This window comes from Bacillus licheniformis DSM 13 = ATCC 14580, from assembly GCF_000011645.1.
Classification (GTDB): domain Bacteria; phylum Bacillota; class Bacilli; order Bacillales; family Bacillaceae; genus Bacillus; species Bacillus licheniformis.
The window spans coordinates 39,421-57,069 of record NC_006270.3; the positions used below are offsets into that span (position 1 = coordinate 39,421).

Annotated in this window: 20 protein-coding genes and 1 rRNA gene; 20 read left to right on the plus strand and 1 reads right to left on the minus strand. The window is 44.1% G+C overall.

The features are described 5' to 3' along the window. Positions 1-128: 128 nt before the first annotated feature. From rrf to rsmI, 14 genes are all read left to right on the plus strand, one after another. Positions 129-244, plus strand: a 5S ribosomal RNA gene (gene rrf / locus TRNA_RS21705). A 168-nt stretch (positions 245-412) separates the two neighbouring features. After that, positions 413-604 carry a sigma factor G inhibitor Gin gene (locus TRNA_RS43075; protein WP_003178146.1) on the plus strand — a complete coding sequence of 64 codons (192 nt, stop codon included), beginning with the start codon at positions 413-415 and terminating at the stop codon, positions 602-604. Between the two features lie 192 nt (positions 605-796). Continuing rightward, positions 797-1,414: a 5-bromo-4-chloroindolyl phosphate hydrolysis family protein gene (locus TRNA_RS21710; RefSeq protein ID WP_003178149.1), complete on the plus strand. Its 618-nt coding sequence runs from the start codon at positions 797-799 to the stop codon at positions 1,412-1,414. Positions 1,415-1,429: 15 nt separating this feature from the next. Next, on the plus strand, positions 1,430-2,623 hold the full coding sequence (locus TRNA_RS21715) for a toxic anion resistance protein (protein WP_009330058.1): 1,194 nt from the start codon (positions 1,430-1,432) through the stop codon (positions 2,621-2,623). Between the two features lie 140 nt (positions 2,624-2,763). After that, complete coding sequence (locus tag TRNA_RS21720; protein ID WP_011197464.1) at positions 2,764-4,206, plus strand: aminotransferase class I/II-fold pyridoxal phosphate-dependent enzyme; 1,443 nt, start codon at positions 2,764-2,766, stop codon at positions 4,204-4,206. Next, positions 4,203-4,841, plus strand: coding sequence for a dTMP kinase (gene tmk, locus TRNA_RS21725; RefSeq protein ID WP_003178154.1), 639 nt, complete (start codon positions 4,203-4,205; stop codon positions 4,839-4,841). Before TRNA_RS21720 ends, tmk begins: the two co-directional genes overlap by 4 nt. Positions 4,842-4,916: 75 nt before the next feature. After that, positions 4,917-5,246, plus strand: coding sequence for a cyclic-di-AMP receptor (locus tag TRNA_RS21730; protein WP_003178156.1), 330 nt, complete (start codon positions 4,917-4,919; stop codon positions 5,244-5,246). Positions 5,247-5,257: 11 nt separating this feature from the next. Further along, on the plus strand, positions 5,258-5,698 hold the full coding sequence (locus tag TRNA_RS21735; RefSeq protein ID WP_003178158.1) for a YaaR family protein: 441 nt from the start codon (positions 5,258-5,260) through the stop codon (positions 5,696-5,698). A gap of 11 nt (positions 5,699-5,709) precedes the next feature. Further along, positions 5,710-6,699 carry a DNA polymerase III subunit delta' gene (holB, locus tag TRNA_RS21740; RefSeq protein WP_003178160.1) on the plus strand — a complete coding sequence of 330 codons (990 nt, stop codon included), beginning with the start codon at positions 5,710-5,712 and terminating at the stop codon, positions 6,697-6,699. Between the two features lie 2 nt (positions 6,700-6,701). After that, complete coding sequence (locus tag TRNA_RS21745) at positions 6,702-7,529, plus strand: PSP1 domain-containing protein (RefSeq protein ID WP_003178162.1); 828 nt, start codon at positions 6,702-6,704, stop codon at positions 7,527-7,529. Between the two features lie 14 nt (positions 7,530-7,543). After that, positions 7,544-7,906: a DNA replication initiation control protein YabA gene (yabA, locus tag TRNA_RS21750; protein ID WP_003178164.1), complete on the plus strand. Its 363-nt coding sequence runs from the start codon at positions 7,544-7,546 to the stop codon at positions 7,904-7,906. Between the two features lie 64 nt (positions 7,907-7,970). After that, a complete protein-coding gene (locus tag TRNA_RS21755) occupies positions 7,971-8,714 on the plus strand; it encodes a tRNA1(Val) (adenine(37)-N6)-methyltransferase (protein ID WP_003178166.1) in 744 nt (247 codons plus the stop codon). Then, complete coding sequence (locus tag TRNA_RS21760; protein WP_003178169.1) at positions 8,701-8,994, plus strand: GIY-YIG nuclease family protein; 294 nt, start codon at positions 8,701-8,703, stop codon at positions 8,992-8,994. The genes TRNA_RS21755 and TRNA_RS21760 overlap by 14 nt, the downstream gene beginning before the upstream one ends. Continuing rightward, entirely contained in the window at positions 8,969-9,844 is an 876-nt protein-coding gene (gene rsmI / locus TRNA_RS21765) for a 16S rRNA (cytidine(1402)-2'-O)-methyltransferase (RefSeq protein ID WP_025805862.1), read from the plus strand. Before TRNA_RS21760 ends, rsmI begins: the two co-directional genes overlap by 26 nt. Before the next feature lie 48 nt (positions 9,845-9,892). Here rsmI and TRNA_RS21770 read toward each other — a convergent pair whose 3' ends face one another. Continuing rightward, entirely contained in the window at positions 9,893-10,183 is a 291-nt protein-coding gene (locus tag TRNA_RS21770; RefSeq protein WP_085959887.1) for an AbrB/MazE/SpoVT family DNA-binding domain-containing protein, read from the minus strand. A gap of 507 nt (positions 10,184-10,690) precedes the next feature. Between TRNA_RS21770 and metG the strand changes: the two genes are divergently transcribed. The 6 genes from metG (at position 10,691) to yabG (ending at position 17,613) form a co-directional block, all read left to right on the plus strand. Next, positions 10,691-12,679, plus strand: coding sequence for a methionine--tRNA ligase (gene metG / locus TRNA_RS21775; RefSeq protein ID WP_003178175.1), 1,989 nt, complete (start codon positions 10,691-10,693; stop codon positions 12,677-12,679). Positions 12,680-12,763: 84 nt separating this feature from the next. Beyond that, positions 12,764-13,531 carry a TatD family hydrolase gene (locus TRNA_RS21780; RefSeq protein WP_003178177.1) on the plus strand — a complete coding sequence of 256 codons (768 nt, stop codon included), beginning with the start codon at positions 12,764-12,766 and terminating at the stop codon, positions 13,529-13,531. 116 nt (positions 13,532-13,647) lie between these two features. Then, positions 13,648-14,973: a G5 and 3D domain-containing protein gene (locus TRNA_RS21785; RefSeq protein ID WP_003178178.1), complete on the plus strand. Its 1,326-nt coding sequence runs from the start codon at positions 13,648-13,650 to the stop codon at positions 14,971-14,973. A 167-nt stretch (positions 14,974-15,140) separates the two neighbouring features. Continuing rightward, on the plus strand, positions 15,141-15,701 hold the full coding sequence (rnmV, locus tag TRNA_RS21790; protein ID WP_003178180.1) for a ribonuclease M5: 561 nt from the start codon (positions 15,141-15,143) through the stop codon (positions 15,699-15,701). After that, positions 15,694-16,572 (plus strand): 16S rRNA (adenine(1518)-N(6)/adenine(1519)-N(6))-dimethyltransferase RsmA, encoded by an 879-nt coding sequence (rsmA, locus tag TRNA_RS21795; protein WP_003178182.1) that lies wholly within the window; start codon positions 15,694-15,696, stop codon positions 16,570-16,572. The genes rnmV and rsmA overlap by 8 nt, the downstream gene beginning before the upstream one ends. A 159-nt stretch (positions 16,573-16,731) precedes the next feature. After that, positions 16,732-17,613, plus strand: coding sequence for a sporulation peptidase YabG (yabG, locus tag TRNA_RS21800; RefSeq protein ID WP_009330064.1), 882 nt, complete (start codon positions 16,732-16,734; stop codon positions 17,611-17,613). Positions 17,614-17,649: the final 36 nt, after the last annotated feature.

A 17,649-nucleotide genomic window follows, 5' to 3' on the forward strand; every position in this document is an offset into this window, starting at 1 on the left:
TTTGTGAATCGTCTGTCCGTTATCTAGTTTTGAGAGAACACCTCTCAGAAAGCCAAAGGCAAGGAAACTCGGCTAAAGGCCCTCACATCCTGTGAGGAACGCCCAGTACCTTCGTCCTGAAGGCATAGTTTGGTGGCGATAGCGAAGAGGTCACACCCGTTCCCATGCCGAACACGGAAGTTAAGCTCTTCAGCGCCGATGGTAGTTGGGGGCTTCCCCCTGTGAGAGTAGGACGCCGCCAAGCGCTAAGAGGACCAGCTTATATAAGCTGGTCTTTTTTATTTGGAACCTCATTGATACAAACACCTAACACTTCCCGGCTACATATACTAATCTAACCTTCAAAAACTTTCTTAATTTTGTATACAAATATTGTTCTTTGGGAATACTGAAACCCATGGAGGTGGAATGGATGAGTAAGTCTAATCATGGGGAAACGTGTATCATTTGCGAGGAAAATAAAACCGAAGGAATTCATCTTTATACGAAATTTTTATGTTCGGATTGTGAGAAAAAGATTGTATCTACATCAACATCAGACCCCGAATACTCTGATTATGTCAAAAAATTAAAGAGTCTCCGTACGCCGCCATTATATTCTTAGACCGTTTCAGGTCTTTTTTTTAAGCCTTTAAGTCGGTATTGAGGAAGGTTATAATAAAAGTGGTGAAGACACGGTTAAAGTGTCTTTTTTGCTATACACCATGAACTGAAACTTTGCTTAGCCGATATCCGTATTAGAGAGTAGTATAATGAAACGACCGATTTATCATAAAAAATTAGGAGTAGTGGTGTAATGAAACCGATTCTTCATTTTATGATTCGTGCAACTGCTGCAAGTGCATTGTCCGTGCTCCTTTGGTTTACAAGCTTCTTCGCGTTTAACCAGACTTTTCTGCTGTCCTCCGCTTACGCAGCCGGAGCCTGGATTGCCGTTTATCTTGGCGGGAAATGGTACGGAACCTATTTATTTTTAAAAGAAAACCAGCTTACAAGGCGGGAATATGCCTATATAAAACAGAATCTGCGGGAAGCTAAGCTGAAAATTGCCCGGTTAAGAAAAGCCTTATTTGCAGTTAAAAACATTCAAACTATTAAACAGAATCTAGAAATTCTTCGGATCGTCAGAAAAATTTACAGCATCACAAAGAACGAACCAAAGCGTTTTTATCAGGTTGAACGCTTTTATTATCAAAGCCTTGATTCAATTGTTGAACTGACGGAAAAGCATGCGTTTTTGGCGTCACAGCCAAAGCGCAATGCGAATCTTGAAGTTTCTTTAAGCGAAACGCGTATGATGATCGATAAGCTCGCCAAGCAATTGGAAGACGACCTTTATGACTTGCTGAAAACAGACATTGACCACTTGGAGTTTGAACTGGACGTCGCGAAGCATTCAATGAAAAAAAGCTGATGGAGGAAAGCTGAAATGAGCGAATATAAACCATCGTTACACAAAACTGGCGCACAGCTTGAATTTGATGATTTGCTTTCCGATCCTTTTGGACAAGGAGAAGCGCCTGTTTCCGGCGTGGAGGAAAAACTCCGCGGGCAGCAAGTGAATCTGGTTGATACGTTATCTGAAGAAAAACGCCGGCAGGCATTTCAACTGGCCGAACAGATTGACCCGAAAAACCATAACAGCATTACTCTGTATGGAACGCAAGCTCAATCCAAACTCTTGAACTTCTCACATGAGATGCTCGAGCACGTCCAAAAGAAAGATGTCGGTGAAATTGGGCAGGTTTTAAGCGACCTCATGAAAAAGCTTGAACAGGTCAGCCCCGATGAATTGAAAACTGAAAAAAGGAACTTCTTTTCCCGTTTGTTTGGAAGAGTATCCCATTCTGTTCAAGAAGTGTTATCAAGGTATCAAAAAACCGGCGCTCAAATAGATAGAATCAGCGTAAAACTTGAGCATTCCAAAAGCGCGCTGATCAATGATAATAAGATGCTCGAACGCCTTTATGAAAAAAATAAAGAATATTATGAGGCACTGAATGTCTATATTGCAGCCGGTCAGCTGAAGCTTGAAGAATTAAATCATAAAACCATTCCCGAATTAAAAGAGAAATCGAAAACTGAACATCACCATATGGCGGTTCAGGAAGTAAACGATATGATTCAGTTTGCCGACCGGCTGGAAAAGCGGGTTTACGATTTAACGTTGAGCAGGCAAATTACGCTGCAGAGCGCCCCGCAAATCCGTTTGATTCAGCACACAAATCAAGTGCTGGCGGAAAAGATTCAATCTTCGATTATGACAGCAATCCCTCTTTGGAAAAACCAGGTTGCTATTGCGCTCACCCTGTTGAGGCAGCGCCGAGCAGTAGAGGCTCAAAAACAGGTGTCGGCCACAACAAACGAACTGCTCTTGAAAAATGCCGAGATGCTGAAGGCCAATACGATCGAAACGGCAAAGGAAAATGAACGAGGCTTTATTGATATTGAAACATTGAAACAAGTGCAGGACAATCTGATCGGTACACTTGAGGAGACGCTTAAAATTCAAGAGGAAGGCCGTTCAAAGCGGCTGCAGGCAGAAGAAGAAATAAGGGCAATGGAAGATGGTCTCAAGGCTAAGCTGCTGGACATGAAAGAAAACCAAAACCGTAGATCATAAGCAAGATTAACATTTACCAAATGGTCCGCCCTTTATGTTATCCGCCTTGAAGGGTATAATAAATGCAGAATGTCATATCGGCATCCGGCAGCGCCTGGATGCCGAAGAAAATAGAGAAGATGACTAAAGGATCGGTTTATATGAAGACACCTTTATATACAGCATTGGTGAACCATGCTGAAGGACATCATTATTCTTTTCACGTTCCGGGACATCACAATGGAGATGTCTTTTTTGATGAAGCAAAAACTTTTTTTGAAACGATTCTCAAAGTGGATCTAACTGAACTGACAGGACTGGATGATTTACATGAGCCATCTGGCGTCATCAAGGAAGCACAGGATTTAGTTTCGCGGCTTTACGGAGCGGAAGAAAGCTTTTTTCTCGTCAATGGTTCGACCGTTGGGAATCTGGCTATGATCCTGGCTGTTTGTCAGCCGGGTGATACGATACTCGTTCAGCGTAACTGCCATAAGTCTGTATTTCATGCGATTGAACTTTCAGGCGCCCATCCGGTTTTTTTGACACCGGAAATTGATGAGGCGATGGCTGTTCCCACACATATACTGTACGAAACAGTTGAAGATGCAATTTCACAATATCCGCACGCAAAAGGGATCGTGTTGACATATCCAAATTACTACGGCCATGCAGTTGATCTGAAGCCGATCATAGAAAAGGCCCACCAACACGATATTTCCGTTTTAGTCGACGAGGCTCACGGCGCCCATTTTGTGCTGGGCCATCCATTTCCCCAGTCGTCGTTGAAAGCGGGCGCTGATGCCGTCGTCCAGTCCGCGCATAAAACGCTCCCGGCGATGACGATGGGGTCCTATCTGCATCTTAACAGCGGCAGGATCAACAGGGACAGACTGGCATACTATCTGTCCGTGCTTCAAAGCAGCAGTCCTTCCTACCCAATTATGGCATCTTTGGATATAGCTAGGGCATACGCCGAAGATATCTTGAAAACAAATCGAACAGCCGATATTGAGAAAGAGCTCATCAATATGAGAGAAGTCTTTTCTCAAATAAACGGAGCTGATATTGTCGAGCCGGCTGATGCCCGTATCCGGCAAGATCCGCTTAAGCTGTGTATCAGATCAGCGTACGGCCACTCCGGTTTTGAACTGAAATCCATATTTGAAGCAAACGGCATCCATCCTGAATTGGCAGATGAAAGGCAAGTCCTGTTGATCCTGCCGCTTGAAGGAAAAAATATGCCCGCGCCGGAACTGATCAGCACAATCAGTAAAGACATGAAAGATACAGCAGTTCGAAATGATCTTCCTGCCGGAATCGGAATCCCTTCTGAAAAAGTCACGGCTTTGCCTTACCGGAAAAGCAAGTTGTCTGCCTTCAAAAAAGAATCGGTGCCTTTTACCGAAGCAGCGGGCAGAATAAGCGCCGAATCGGTCACACCTTATCCTCCGGGCATTCCGTTGATCATGGCGGGTGAGAGAATAACAAAAGAGACGATCAGCCGGCTGACGCGGCTCGTCGATCTGAATGTACACATTCAGGGCAGCAATCAGCTCAAACAAAAGCAATTAACTGTATATATAGAAGAGGAGAAATCATGAACGGTTTATTTATTACTTTTGAAGGGCCTGAAGGTGCGGGGAAAACGACAATCCTTCAGGCTGCGGCAGACCAATTGACGAAAAACGGCCATTCTGTTCTTGCGACAAGGGAGCCGGGCGGCATTGAAATATCAGAACGAATTCGCGAGGTTATTTTAAATCCAAGCCATACAGCAATGGATCCCAAAACAGAGGCCTTGTTGTATGCGGCCGCAAGAAGGCAGCACCTAGTCGAAAAAGTAAAACCGGCGCTTGAAGAAGGGAAAATCGTCTTATGCGACCGGTTCATCGACAGCTCGCTTGCTTATCAGGGGTATGCCAGGGGACTCGGCATTGATGAAGTATTTTCTGTTAATCAATTCGCGATCGGCAGCCTGATGCCGAATGTGACGATTTATTTCGACATTGACCCGGAAGAGGGAATCAAACGAATCGATTTAAATGATGCAAGAGAGAAAAACCGGCTTGATTTGGAAAAACTCCACTTTCATCAGCTTGTTCAAAAAGGCTACGAAGAAGTTATGAACCGGTTCCCCGGACGATTTCGGATTGTGGATGCCAGCCAAAGTGTTGAACTTGTGTTAAAAAGGGTAAATAACATCATTGAGGAAGCATTAAAAGAAAATCAGTTGTGACCAGTTTACCATTCATTGTTATAATGGTAACAAGAGTATCCTTAAAGTGTTTCCATCCAAAAGGGGGCTTTTCATATGAAGTTAATTATCGCTGTTGTTCAAGACCAAGACAGCAACCGGCTTTTAAAGGCTTTGACCGATCACAATTTTCGCGTGACCAAACTGGCGTCGACCGGCGGCTTTCTGAAATCGGGAAACACAACCTTCATGTTGGGTGTAGATGATATTCGAGTAGACAAAGCTTTAAGCTTGATAAAAGAAAACGGAAGCAAGCGGGATCAGCTGATTGCCCCTGTTTCTCCAATGGGCGGAAATGCTGATTCATATGTTCCTTATCCTGTTGAGGTTGAAGTGGGCGGAGCAACCGTTTTTGTACTGCCGATCGAGCAATTCCATCAATTTTAAGGGTTGAGGATATGAAAATAAGTCAAGAACTGCGTACAATGATAGAGAAACAGCAGACTCCGCCTGCAAGAGGAGAAAATGTTTCTGCTTCATTTAAAGAGAAGATGAATATACAAAGCGGCAAGCTTCGAGTTGAACAGCTGACAATGCTTTTAACAGATATTGAAGCGTTCGGAAAACGCCTCTCAAAATCGAGAAACTTCAAAGATTTGGCCAGGTTCAAAGGCTTGATCAAACGATTTGTAAAAGAGACCGTTGAAAACGGTCTGACGGTGGAGAATTCAAGAAGCTTCGATCTGTACGGAAACAGCCGGACATTAAGCATTGTGAAAGAACTGGACGAAAAGCTTGTGCAATTAACTGAGGATCTTATGGATCAAGAAAAATCCTCTATCGAACTTTTGGAACGCATTGGCGAAATAAAGGGTTTACTGATAAACCTTTACACATAGAGAGTGATGGTATGGCTACAACCTGGACAGAAATGCAGAAGCTTCAGCCACGGGTTATGAAGCTTTTGCAAAATAGTATAGAAAGAAATCGGCTTGCCCACGCCTATTTATTTGAAGGGCGCAAAGGGACGGGCAAATTAGACGCGGCAACCCTTCTGGCAAAAAGCTTTTTTTGCCTTGAAGATGGAGCAGAGCCATGTGAGTCATGCAGGAACTGCCAGCGGATTGAATCTGGAAACCATCCGGACGTACACGTCGTCCATCCGGACGGCCTTTCCATTAAAAAGGGACAAATCCAGGCGCTTCAGGAAGAGTTTTCTAAGACCGGTTTGGAATCGCATAAAAAGCTGTATATTATTTCCCATGCGGATCAAATGACGGTCAATGCGGCGAACAGCCTTCTAAAGTTTTTAGAGGAACCGAGCAGCGATACAATCGCTGTTCTTTTAACGGAACAGCCGCAAAAATTGCTCGATACGATCATATCGAGATGCCAGGTTTTATCCTTTCAGTCGCTGCAGCCCGAATCGATTGAAAAGGAACTGGTCAAACAAGAGGTCTCACCGAATATTGCAGCCCTTTTGTCGAATATGACCAACAATTTATCGGAAGCGCTCGAATTGAGTCGAAATGATCAGTTTGCAGAGTCGCGAGCGAAAGTGATAAAATTGTATGAAGTCTTACACCAGCGAAAAGGACATGCTTTTTTCTATATTCAAGATCAGTGGATGCCCTTTTTCAAGGAGAAAGACCACCAAGAAATGGGTCTTGATATGCTTTTATTTATATATCGCGACGTGTTGTCCATTCAGTTGGGACATGAAGATAAAATACTATTTCAGGACTTATTCCAATCATTAAAACAGCATGCGCTGCAAACAACACAACAAAGAGTGACAAACCAGATACTTGCTGTTTTAGAAGCAAAAAAACGGCTTTATTCCAATGTGAATGCTCAAGGATTAATGGAGCACTTGGTTTTAATGCTGCAGGAGGGATAAGCTTGTACAACGTTATTGGTGTCCGCTTTAAAAAAGCGGGCAAAATATATTATTTCGATCCGAACGGATTTCAGATAGATAAAGACAGCTGTGTGATCGTCGAAACGGTTCGCGGTGTTGAATACGGGCAGGTTGTCATTGCCAACAAGAAAGTAGACGAGAACGATGTCGTGCTGCCTTTAAGAAAAGTGATCAGAGTTGCGGATGAACGCGACCGCCTGATCGTTGAGGAGAATCAAGAAGCTGCGCTGTCCGCCTTTGATGTCTGCCAGAAAAAGGTTAACGAGCACGGCCTTGAGATGAAACTGGTCGATGTGGAATTCACTTTTGACCGCAACAAAGTCATTTTTTATTTTACGGCTGATGGAAGAGTCGATTTTAGAGAACTCGTCAAAGATTTGGCATCGATCTTTAAAACGAGAATCGAGCTGAGACAAATCGGCGTCAGAGATGAAGCGAAGATGCTCGGCGGTATCGGACCGTGTGGAAGAATGCTTTGCTGTTCCACGTTTTTAGGTGATTTTGAGCCCGTTTCTATTAAAATGGCAAAGGATCAAAATCTGTCGCTGAATCCGACGAAGATTTCCGGACTATGCGGACGGCTGATGTGCTGTCTAAAGTATGAAAACGATGAATACGAAACAGCCAAAGAACAGCTTCCGGATATCGGGGAAGTGATCGCCACGTCCAGCGGCCCGGCAAAAGTCGTCGGGTTGAATATTCTCGAACGCATTCTCCAGGTTGAACTGACAGACTGCGACAAAGTTGTTGAATATACGTGGGATGAGCTGTTGCAAGAAGGTGTCGTATCTGCACAAACCACAGATTAACGAGGTGTGAAACCTTGGATAAAAAAGAATTGTTTGATACAGTGATAAGTTTAGAAGAACAAATCGGGTCCCTTTACCGCCAGCTTGGAGATCTCAAGCAGCATATCGGGGAAATGATTGAAGAAAACAATCATTTACAGCTTGAAAACGAGCATTTGCGCAAGAGGCTGGAAGAGACGGATCAAAGGCTAAAAAGCGTAAAATCCGATGAAAAAGAGATAAAAGCAGAAAAGACAGGGCATGCTGATATTGGAGAGGGCCATGATAATTTGGCTCGCCTGTATCAGGAGGGCTTCCATATTTGCAACATCCATTACGGAAGTGTTCGCAAAGAAGGAGACTGTCTGTTCTGCCTCTCGTTTTTAAATAAAAAATAAGAAAGGCTTCCGGCGGAACGGAAGCCTTTTTAACGGTACAATGTGTTTAGGAAAGGGAAAAGACATGATTCAATTAAAAGATGATGAACGACTGGATTATTTACTGGCGGAAGATATGAAAATCGTGCAAAGCCCGACAGTTTTTGCATTTTCCTTAGATGCTGTTCTGCTGTCGAAATTTGCTTACGTTCCGATACAAAAAGGAAACATCATTGATTTGTGCACAGGGAACGGGATTGTTCCGCTGCTTCTCAGCACCCGCACAAAAGCCGCCATCACCGGGGTGGAAATTCAGGAAAGGCTGTATGACATGGCCCTCCGCAGCGTGGAATACAACAACCTGCAAAAACAGATTCATCTTATCAGGGACGACCTGAAAAATATGCCGCAGGTGCTCGGATACAATAAGGCCGATGTCGTCACATGCAATCCTCCTTATTTCAAGACGCCGCAAAAAACGGAGCAAAACCTAAATGAACATTTGGCCATTGCCAGACATGAAATCTACTGCACGCTTGAAGATGTTATTCGCGTCAGCAGCAAGCTATTAAAGCAGGGCGGCAAACTCGCTCTCGTTCACCGGCCGGGGAGGCTGCTCGAAATCTTTGAATTGATGAAGGCCTTTCAAATCGAGCCGAAGCGGGTCCAATTTGTTTACCCGAAAAAAAGCAAAGAAGCCAACACCATTTTAGTAGAAGGAATAAAAGACGGCCGACCTGACCTGAAAATTTTGCCTCCTTTGTTTGTGTATGATGAACAAGATCAATATACACATGAAATAAGGAAGATTTTATATGGAGACGAATAGCCATTACTTTTACGTGCTTTCGTGCCGGGACGGCAGCTTGTACGCAGGCTATACAAACAATATCGAAAAGCGCCTGAAAACGCATAATGACGGGAAGGGCGCCAAGTATACGAGGGCAAGGCTGCCGGTTAAACTCCATTATGCAGAGTGCTTTTCAACGAAACGAGAAGCGATGCAGGCCGAGTACTATTTCAAAAAATTATCGAGAAAAAACAAAGAACGTTATATAGAAGAAAAAAGACGGGAGGGTGTTGATTATCAACCGGCAAAAGAGTTTTGACCAAAAATCAGACATGGGTATGTTATATCTCGTACCGACTCCCATCGGCAATTTAGAGGATATGACATTTCGGGCGGTTTCTGTGTTAAAAGAGGCGGACATTATCGCGGCGGAGGATACGAGGCAGACGAAGAAATTGTGCCATGTGTATGAAATTGAGACACAGCTTGTCAGCTACCATGAACACAATAAAGAAAGCAGCGGACATAAAATTTTGGAATGGCTGAAAGAAGGAAAAAACGTCGCATTGGTCAGTGACGCCGGAATGCCGACAATATCTGACCCCGGGGCTGAAATCGTCCGCGATTTTATCGAAATGGGCGGCTATGTCGTACCCCTGCCCGGTGCAAATGCGGCTTTGACCGCACTGATTGCCTCAGGCATTGCGCCGCAGCCGTTTTTCTTTTTCGGCTTTTTGGACCGCAGCAAACGGGAAAGGAAAAAACAGCTCGAGGCTTTGAAGAACAGACAGGAAACGATGATTTTTTACGAGTCGCCGCATCGGCTGAAAGAAACCTTGGCGGCCATCAGAGAGGTATTCGGCAATCGGCAAATCGCATTGACAAGGGAACTCACGAAAAAATTCGAAGAATTTATCAGAGGTTCGATCGAAGAAGCACTCACATGGTCTGAACAGGAACAGGTGCGCGGAGAGTTTTGCCTTGTGATCGAAGGAAGCCGTGAAGAAACGATTGAAGAGGCGGTCTGGTGGGAGCATCTTTCAGAAAAAGAACATGTCGAGCATTATATCAGCGAAGGATATCCTTCAAAAGAAGCCATTAAAAAAACCGCGGTTGACCGCGGCGTTCCGAAACGGAAAATTTATGACGCTTACCATATTCAAAACTAAAAAACCGCCCTTGCTTCGGCAAGAGCGGTTTTTGTATAATCAAAATAATTATTTTTGAGATTGAAGTTGTGCTTGAATTTCGTTAATGATTTGCTCAGCGCCTTCAGGGCTAAGAACCAATTTACCGCCTGCAAGTTTAAGGTTGTCATCAGAAACCTCACCTGTAACTTGGCAAGTCATGTTTGGTTTATATTTTTTCAAGATGATTTTTTCGTCATCTACATAGATTTCAAGAGCGTCTTTTTCTGCGATTCCAAGCGTACGGCGAAGTTCGATTGGAATCACCACGCGTCCTAGTTCATCAACTTTACGTACAATACCTGTAGATTTCATATTCATTCTCCTCCCGAAAGATTGTTATTTTTATAGGTGTTTATTATCTTCGTCATTATTCGACAAAATCCTTACAGTCCTAGCATAACAAGGTTTCCAATAAACGTCAATCATTTTCTTTTCTATTGTTTGTAAAAATTAGATCATATAGTCAAAAGACCTTGGAAGAACTGATGTAACAAGGGAATTGAAGATGATAAAACAGTATGATCAATCAAAAAAAAGCCCTTAAATCAAGACTTTCGAACTAAGGTTTTTCCTCATATCGATTATATACGACATTATTCGACAATGAAAGCATTTTTTTGTCGAAGTATAGTATTTCTTTCTGTTAAGAAATTTGTAATCGACCGTATTCATGATGGATCGACAATGTATATTTTCTTGAACTTGAAGGCTAAGATGGTATCATATAAAGAGGGATTATATATTGAGTATATACTGAATGAATACACATGCCGCTCTCGTCCTTTGGGCGGGAGTTTTTTGACATTTTAATTGGGAGGTTCCATCATGCCGCAAGAAAAAAATACGTTTTACATCACTACACCCATTTATTACCCAAGTGGGAAGCTACATATTGGACATGCCTACACGACCGTTGCAGGTGATGCGATGGCTCGTTATAAAAGACTGAGAGGCTTTGATGTCAGATACTTAACTGGTACAGATGAGCACGGACAAAAAATTCAGCAAACGGCGGAGAAGGAAAACATCACTCCGCAGGAATTGGTCGATCGTGCGGCAGAAGACATTCAGCAGCTTTGGAAAAAGCTCGACATATCCAATGACGACTTCATTCGGACGACAGAGGAACGTCATAAAAAAGTGATCGAAAAGGTATTTCAGAAGCTGCTTGACAATGGTGACATATATCTTGATGAATATGAGGGCTGGTACAGCATCCCTGACGAAACGTTTTACACCGAAACCCAGCTCGTTGATGTCGAGCGAAACGAGAAAGGCGAAGTTATCGGAGGGAAAAGTCCTGACAGCGGCCACCCCGTTGAGCTAATCAAAGAGGAATCTTACTTCTTCCGCATGGGAAAATACGCGGATCGGCTTCTCGCTTTCTATGAAGAAAATCCTGAATTCATCCAGCCTGAATCCCGGAAAAATGAAATGATCAACAACTTTATCAAACCGGGTCTTGAAGATTTGGCTGTTTCCCGGACGACGTTCGACTGGGGGATAAAAGTGCCCGGCAATCCGAAGCATGTCATCTATGTTTGGATAGATGCGCTGTTTAATTACATTACGGCACTTGGCTTTAATACGGAAAACGATGAAAATTATCAAAAATATTGGCCGGCAGACGTTCATCTTGTCGGTAAGGAGATCGTCCGCTTCCATACCATTTACTGGCCGATTATGCTGATGGCATTGGACCTTCCGCTGCCGAAAAAGGTTTTTGCCCACGGGTGGCTGCTGATGAAAGATGGAAAAATGTCTAAATCAAAAGGCAATGTGGTTGACCCGGTCACATTAATCGACAGATACGGACTAGATGCATTGCGTTATTATCTTCTCCGCGAAGTGCCGTTCGGTTCTGACGGCGTATTTACACCGGAAGGATTTGTCGAGCGGATTAACTATGATTTAGCGAATGATTTAGGCAACCTGCTGAACAGAACGGTCGCCATGGTCAACAAATACTTTGACGGCCGGATTCAGTCGTATGAAGGCCCGGTTACCGCTTTTGACGAACCGTTGTCATCATTCTCGCAAAAGACAATTGAAGCGTACGAGCAGGCGATCGAAAATATGGAGTTTTCCGTTGCGCTTTCATCATTGTGGCAGTTTGTCAGCAGAACGAATAAATACATCGACGAGACAGCCCCTTGGGTACTGGCAAAAGATAAGGATAAAGAAAAAGAGCTTCAATCGGTCATGTACCATTTGGCGGAGTCATTGCGCATCACTGCTGTATTGCTGCAGCCGTTCTTAACGCAGACGCCTGAAAAGATTTTCGCACAGCTTGGCGTTACGGATGCGTCACTGAAAACCTGGGACAGCATTCAAAGCTTCGGCCAGCTGAAATCTGTGACAGTTCAAAAAGGAGAACCATTGTTCCCGCGTCTTGAGGCGGAAGACGAAGTCGCTTATATCAAATCAAAAATGCAGGGAACGGCTCCAAAAGAAGAACCAAAGCAAGAGGAAAAAGCACATGAACGGCTTCCGGAAATCACGATAGACGATTTTATGAGCACAGAGCTCAGAGTGGCTGAAGTCATTCATGCTGAACCCGTCAAAAAAGCGGATCGTCTGTTAAAACTCCAGCTTGATTTAGGCTTTGAAAAACGCCAAGTCGTTTCAGGAATTGCCAAGCACTACAAACCTGAAGAGCTTGTCGGCCGGAAAGTCATTTGTGTAACAAATTTAAAACCGGTCAAACTAAGAGGAGAACTTTCTCAAGGCATGATATTGGCTGGAGAGGACAACGGCGTTCTCTCGCTTGCGGCGGTAGACAGTTCATTAGCAAACGGAACGCGAATCAAATAAATGCAGGCAAAGGGTGTTCCACGTGTAACATTTCGTCGAACACCTTTTGTTTTTTCGACAATTTCTTAAAAAGGTGGCATTTTCATGTTATTTGATACACATGCTCATTTAAACGCCGAGCAATTTAACGAGGATTTGGAAGAAGTCATTGCTCGGGCAAAGGAAGAAAAAGTGGAGCACATTGTCGTGGTAGGATTCGATCGTCCGACGATCAAGCGTGCGATGGAATTGATTGAAGAATACGATTTTATTTATGCAGCCATCGGGTGGCATCCGGTTGACGCAATTGATATGACCGATGAAGATTTGGCTTGGATCAAAGACCTGTCCGCCCATGAGAAAGTTGTGGCGATCGGAGAAATGGGACTTGATTATCATTGGGATAAGTCGCCGAAGGACGTTCAAAAAGAGGTGTTCAGAAAACAGATCGCTTTGGCAAAAGAAGTCGGCTTGCCAATCGTGATTCACAACCGTGATGCAACGGAGGATGTCGTTTCTATTTTGCGGGAAGAAGGGGCCGAGGAAGTCGGCGGGATCATGCACTGTTATACAGGAAGCGCTGAAATTGCACAAGAGTGCATCGATATGAATTTCTACCTATCTTTCGGCGGACCCGTCACATTTAAAAACGCCAAAAAACCGAAGGAAGTGGTCAAACAAATACCAAATGACCGGCTTTTAATTGAGACGGACTGCCCGTATTTAACGCCGCATCCATACAGAGGAAAGCGGAATGAACCTAGCTATGTCAAACTTGTCGCCGAACAGATTGCCGAATTAAAAGGAATGACTTATGAAGAAATAGCGGCCGTCACCACAGAAAATGCAAAAAAACTTTTCGGCATCAGCTGACACGATTTGATATCGAGCCTTGTTCAAGCTTGTCTCTTCGGGGGATGGTTCTAAAAAGTTCTACATGTCTGTTTACGCTCATAGGATATCTTTGTCGACAAGTCTTTCTTTCTTTTATGAGGTGGTTTTCCCATAATAAAAGAGATGGCGGGCTTGCGGAGAAAATAGAGAGGAGGGTTGACAGGCTTGTAGATACTCTATATAATCTCCCCGAGGAGAAGGAGGCGTTTTTCATCATACAAAAAATGAAAAAGCTGTTTTCCGTAAAGCTTAGCAAAAGCAGATGGATTCTGATTGCTGCTGGACTGCTTGTCGCAGGGAGCGGAACTGCTTACGGAGCACATGAGCTCGCTAAACAGCAAGTCACCATTTCGATAAACGGGAAAAAGCAGGATGTTCGCACGAATGCTAAAACCGTAGGTGAACTGCTGAAAAGCTTAGACATCGAGACGAGGAAAGAAGATCACATCTCTCCCGCTGAAGATACAAAATTAACGGCGAACATGAATGTTGAATATGTTGCCGCAAAACCTGTTCATTTCACGGTCGACGGACAGGAAAAGGAAATCTGGACAACAGCGGGTACAGTCGGCAAACTTCTGAAAGACTTAAATTTAGAGTTGGCGGAACACGATCAAATTGACCCCTCAGTTGATAAAGAAATAACGAAAGATATGAAGCTGACTTTGCAAAGGGCTTTTAAAGTAACCGTAAAGGATGCCGGTAAAGATAAAGACCTATGGACGACTTCGACTACGGTCGCTGACTTTTTAAAACATCATAAGATCAGCATAAAAGGCGATGATGAAGTTAAGCCTGCGCTTGATAAAAAGCTGACGAAAGATCAGGCGATTCACATTACTCGTATCAAAAAAGTCACCGATGTAGTGGAAGAGAACATCCCTTTTGAAGTCCGGAAAAAAGAGGACGATTCACTTGAAAAGGGGAAAGAAAAAGTTGTACAGGACGGTAAACATGGCAAGCTTAAAAAGCACTATGCCGTTGTTATGAAAAACGGCAAGGAAGTTTCCAGAGAACTGATTAAAGAGGAAACGGCAGCCGAAAGCAAAGCCAAAATCATCGCTGTCGGTACAAAGCAAGCCGCAGTGGCTAAAGTCAGCGCGAATGTATCGCGCGGAAATCAATCCTCAGGAAAGGAATTTTATGTATCCTCTACAGCTTATACAGCAAGCTGCAACGGATGCTCAGGCCACACTGCGACCGGCGTTAATTTGAAAAATAATCCCGGCGCTAAAGTGATCGCTGTCGATCCGAGCGTTATTCCGCTGGGTTCCAAAGTACATGTAGAAGGATATGGCTATGCGGTTGCGGCCGATACAGGCTCAGCCATCAAAGGCCGAAAAATCGATGTATTCTTTCCGAATAAGTCTACAGCTTACCGCTGGGGAAACAAAAGAGTTAAAATCAAGGTGTTGAACTAAATATCATTTATTATGCTTTTTATATAAGCAGAGGGATTTTGCGCCCTCTGTTTTTTTGGTTATAATAGATCCATCTTGTTTTCTAATAAATTAGACGGTTTTATTACAAAAAGGTTTCAATCATTTTAAAAATGTAATAAAAGGTTTTTCAACATACGGAGGAAGAAATGAAGATTAAAGAAATCATCGTTGTCGAAGGCCGTGATGACACCGCTAAAATCAAATCGGCTGTTGATGCAGATACGATCGAAACGAACGGATCTGCCATAGGGGAAGACGTCATCAAACGGATTCGGCTCGCCCAGGAAACGCGCGGGGTTATTATTTTAACCGATCCCGATTTCCCGGGGGAAAAAATCAGAAAAACGATTGCAGAAAAGGTCCCCGGCTGCAAGCATGCATTTTTGCCCAAGCATTTGGCAAAGCCTAAAAATAAACGCGGAATCGGTGTCGAACACGCTTCGCTTGAAGCGATCCGCGAATGCTTAATGACCGTTCAGGAGGAAATGGAAGCGACGGAACCTGAGATTGAGGCCCGGGATTTAATCGAAGCCGGCCTGATCGGAGGCCCGCTGGCAAAACAAAGGCGGGAGCGGCTCGGCGAAATATTGAATATCGGCTATACAAATGGGAAACAGCTTCAAAAGCGGCTGCAAATGTTTCAGATCAAAAAGAGTGATTATTTAAGCGCACTGGATGCTGTGCTGCGGGAGGAAGAACATGAATAAAGATATCGCCACCCCAATTAGGACTAAGGAAATTCTCAATAAATACGGATTTTCATTCAAAAAAAGCCTGGGGCAGAACTTCTTGATTGACACGAACATATTGGACAGAATTGTCGACCATGCCGGTGTGACGGAGCGTACAGGCGTGATTGAAATCGGTCCGGGGATCGGGGCATTGACCGAGCAGCTGGCAAAGCGTGCGAAGAAAGTAACGGCCTTTGAGATCGACCAACGGCTTCTGCCGATTTTAGAAGATACGCTTTCTCCGTATGATAATGTGACTGTCATTCACCAGGATGTCCTGAAGGCCGATGTCCGAGCGGTAATGGACGAACAGTTTCAAGACTGCGATGAGGTGATGGTTGTCGCCAACCTCCCGTATTACGTCACGACTCCGATCATCATGAAGCTTTTAGAAGAAAATCTGCCGCTGAAAGGAATCGTCGTCATGCTTCAAAAAGAGGTGGCGGACCGAATGGCTGCAAAACCTTCTTCAAAGGAATACGGGTCCCTTTCCATCGCGGTGCAGTTTTATACGGAGGCCAAAACGGTCATGAATGTACCAAAGACCGTATTTGTCCCTCAGCCTAACGTAGATTCCGCGGTCATCAGGCTGACGCTGAGGAAAGAGCCGGCTGTGGCCGTTCAAGATGCTGCCTTTTTCTTTCAAGTCGTAAAAGCAAGCTTTGCACAGCGTCGAAAAACGCTTTTCAACAACCTCGTCAACAATCTGCCGAATGGCAAAGAGAATAAATCAAAAATTGAAAGAGCGCTTCAGGATTCACATATCGACGGAAAACGACGCGGAGAGTCGCTTAGCATTGAAGAGTTCGCCGTCTTATCTGACCGCTTGAGAGAAGTCCTTCTTTAATGGAGGGCTTTTTTTATTGATGCCGGGCTTTAAGCCTGATCAGGCTTGTCATCCGTTCACCACTTGAAGGGCAGGCACATAGGCTAAAGAAGCACCTTTACTTTTTCGTTGCTTGATGTTCATCAGGATGGGGCTTAGTCTATGTGTGGAGTGAAAAGCATGCAATTTAAAATAGGCGATATGGTCGTCAGAAAATCTTATCGAAGAGATATTTTATTTCGAATTATAAGAATTGATCAATCGGCAAATGGAGAACCTGTAGCCGTTTTGCACGGAGATGAGGTCAGATTAATCGCTGACGCGCATTTGGGGGATCTTGAGATTGTCCGCGAGGCTGAGTGGCAGATGAGAAAGCGGGAAGAAGAAACGAGAATGAAGGAATCCCTCGATCTTCTCCGCCAGGATTACAAACTCCTTCACGATAAACATGAGTACCGCGCCACAAACCAATATAACAATCAACAGCAGTACTTTCATATGCCCGGAAGAGTCCTTCATTTAGACGGGGATTCGGCTTATTTGAAAAAGTGTCTGGCGCTCTACGAAAAGATCGGGGTTCCTGTATACGGCATTCATTGCTATGAAAAGAAAATGTCATCAGTCATCGAGGAACTGATCGATGAATACCGCCCGGATCTTCTCGTCATTACCGGACACGATGCCTATTCTAAGCAGAAGGGCGATATTAACAATCTGGATGCCTACAGGCATTCAAAAGATTTTATCGAAACCGTTCAAAAAGCGAGAAGAAAAATTCCCCATCTTGATCAGCTCGTCATTTTTGCCGGCGCATGCCAGTCCCATTTTGAATCACTGATCAGAGCCGGTGCAAATTTCGCAAGCTCTCCGTCCAGAGTCAACATCCATGCGCTTGATCCGGTCTATATAGTCGCAAAAATCAGCTTCACTCCGTTTATGGACCGCATTAACGTCTGGGAAGTGCTCAGAAATACCTTGACGAGAGAAAAGGGGCTCGGAGGTATTGAGACGCGGGGCGTATTGCGTATTGGAATGCCATATAAAACAAAAGCAAACGATTAAACGAGCCCGCCGGATGGCGGGTTTTTGCTATGCACA

Excerpts from the sequence above, each read along its gene's own strand:
- TRNA_RS43075 (WP_003178146.1), top strand. The coding sequence starts at position 413 with ATGAGTAAGTCTAATCATGGGGAAACGTGTATCATTTGCGAGGAAAAT.
- TRNA_RS21755 (WP_003178166.1), top strand. The coding sequence starts at position 7,971 with ATGATTCAATTAAAAGATGATGAACGACTGGATTATTTACTGGCGGAA.
- holB (WP_003178160.1), top strand. The coding sequence starts at position 5,710 with ATGGCTACAACCTGGACAGAAATGCAGAAGCTTCAGCCACGGGTTATG.
- tmk (WP_003178154.1), top strand. The coding sequence starts at position 4,203 with ATGAACGGTTTATTTATTACTTTTGAAGGGCCTGAAGGTGCGGGGAAA.
- TRNA_RS21735 (WP_003178158.1), top strand. The coding sequence starts at position 5,258 with ATGAAAATAAGTCAAGAACTGCGTACAATGATAGAGAAACAGCAGACT.
- TRNA_RS21785 (WP_003178178.1), top strand. The coding sequence starts at position 13,648 with ATGAGGTGGTTTTCCCATAATAAAAGAGATGGCGGGCTTGCGGAGAAA.
- TRNA_RS21720 (WP_011197464.1), top strand. The coding sequence starts at position 2,764 with ATGAAGACACCTTTATATACAGCATTGGTGAACCATGCTGAAGGACAT.
- TRNA_RS21760 (WP_003178169.1), top strand. The coding sequence starts at position 8,701 with ATGGAGACGAATAGCCATTACTTTTACGTGCTTTCGTGCCGGGACGGC.
- TRNA_RS21770 (WP_085959887.1), bottom strand. The coding sequence starts at position 10,183 with ATGAATATGAAATCTACAGGTATTGTACGTAAAGTTGATGAACTAGGA.
- TRNA_RS21715 (WP_009330058.1), top strand. The coding sequence starts at position 1,430 with ATGAGCGAATATAAACCATCGTTACACAAAACTGGCGCACAGCTTGAA.
- rsmA (WP_003178182.1), top strand. The coding sequence starts at position 15,694 with ATGAATAAAGATATCGCCACCCCAATTAGGACTAAGGAAATTCTCAAT.
- yabG (WP_009330064.1), top strand. The coding sequence starts at position 16,732 with ATGCAATTTAAAATAGGCGATATGGTCGTCAGAAAATCTTATCGAAGA.
- rnmV (WP_003178180.1), top strand. The coding sequence starts at position 15,141 with ATGAAGATTAAAGAAATCATCGTTGTCGAAGGCCGTGATGACACCGCT.
- TRNA_RS21710 (WP_003178149.1), top strand. The coding sequence starts at position 797 with ATGAAACCGATTCTTCATTTTATGATTCGTGCAACTGCTGCAAGTGCA.
- metG (WP_003178175.1), top strand. The coding sequence starts at position 10,691 with ATGCCGCAAGAAAAAAATACGTTTTACATCACTACACCCATTTATTAC.
- TRNA_RS21780 (WP_003178177.1), top strand. The coding sequence starts at position 12,764 with ATGTTATTTGATACACATGCTCATTTAAACGCCGAGCAATTTAACGAG.
- TRNA_RS21730 (WP_003178156.1), top strand. The coding sequence starts at position 4,917 with ATGAAGTTAATTATCGCTGTTGTTCAAGACCAAGACAGCAACCGGCTT.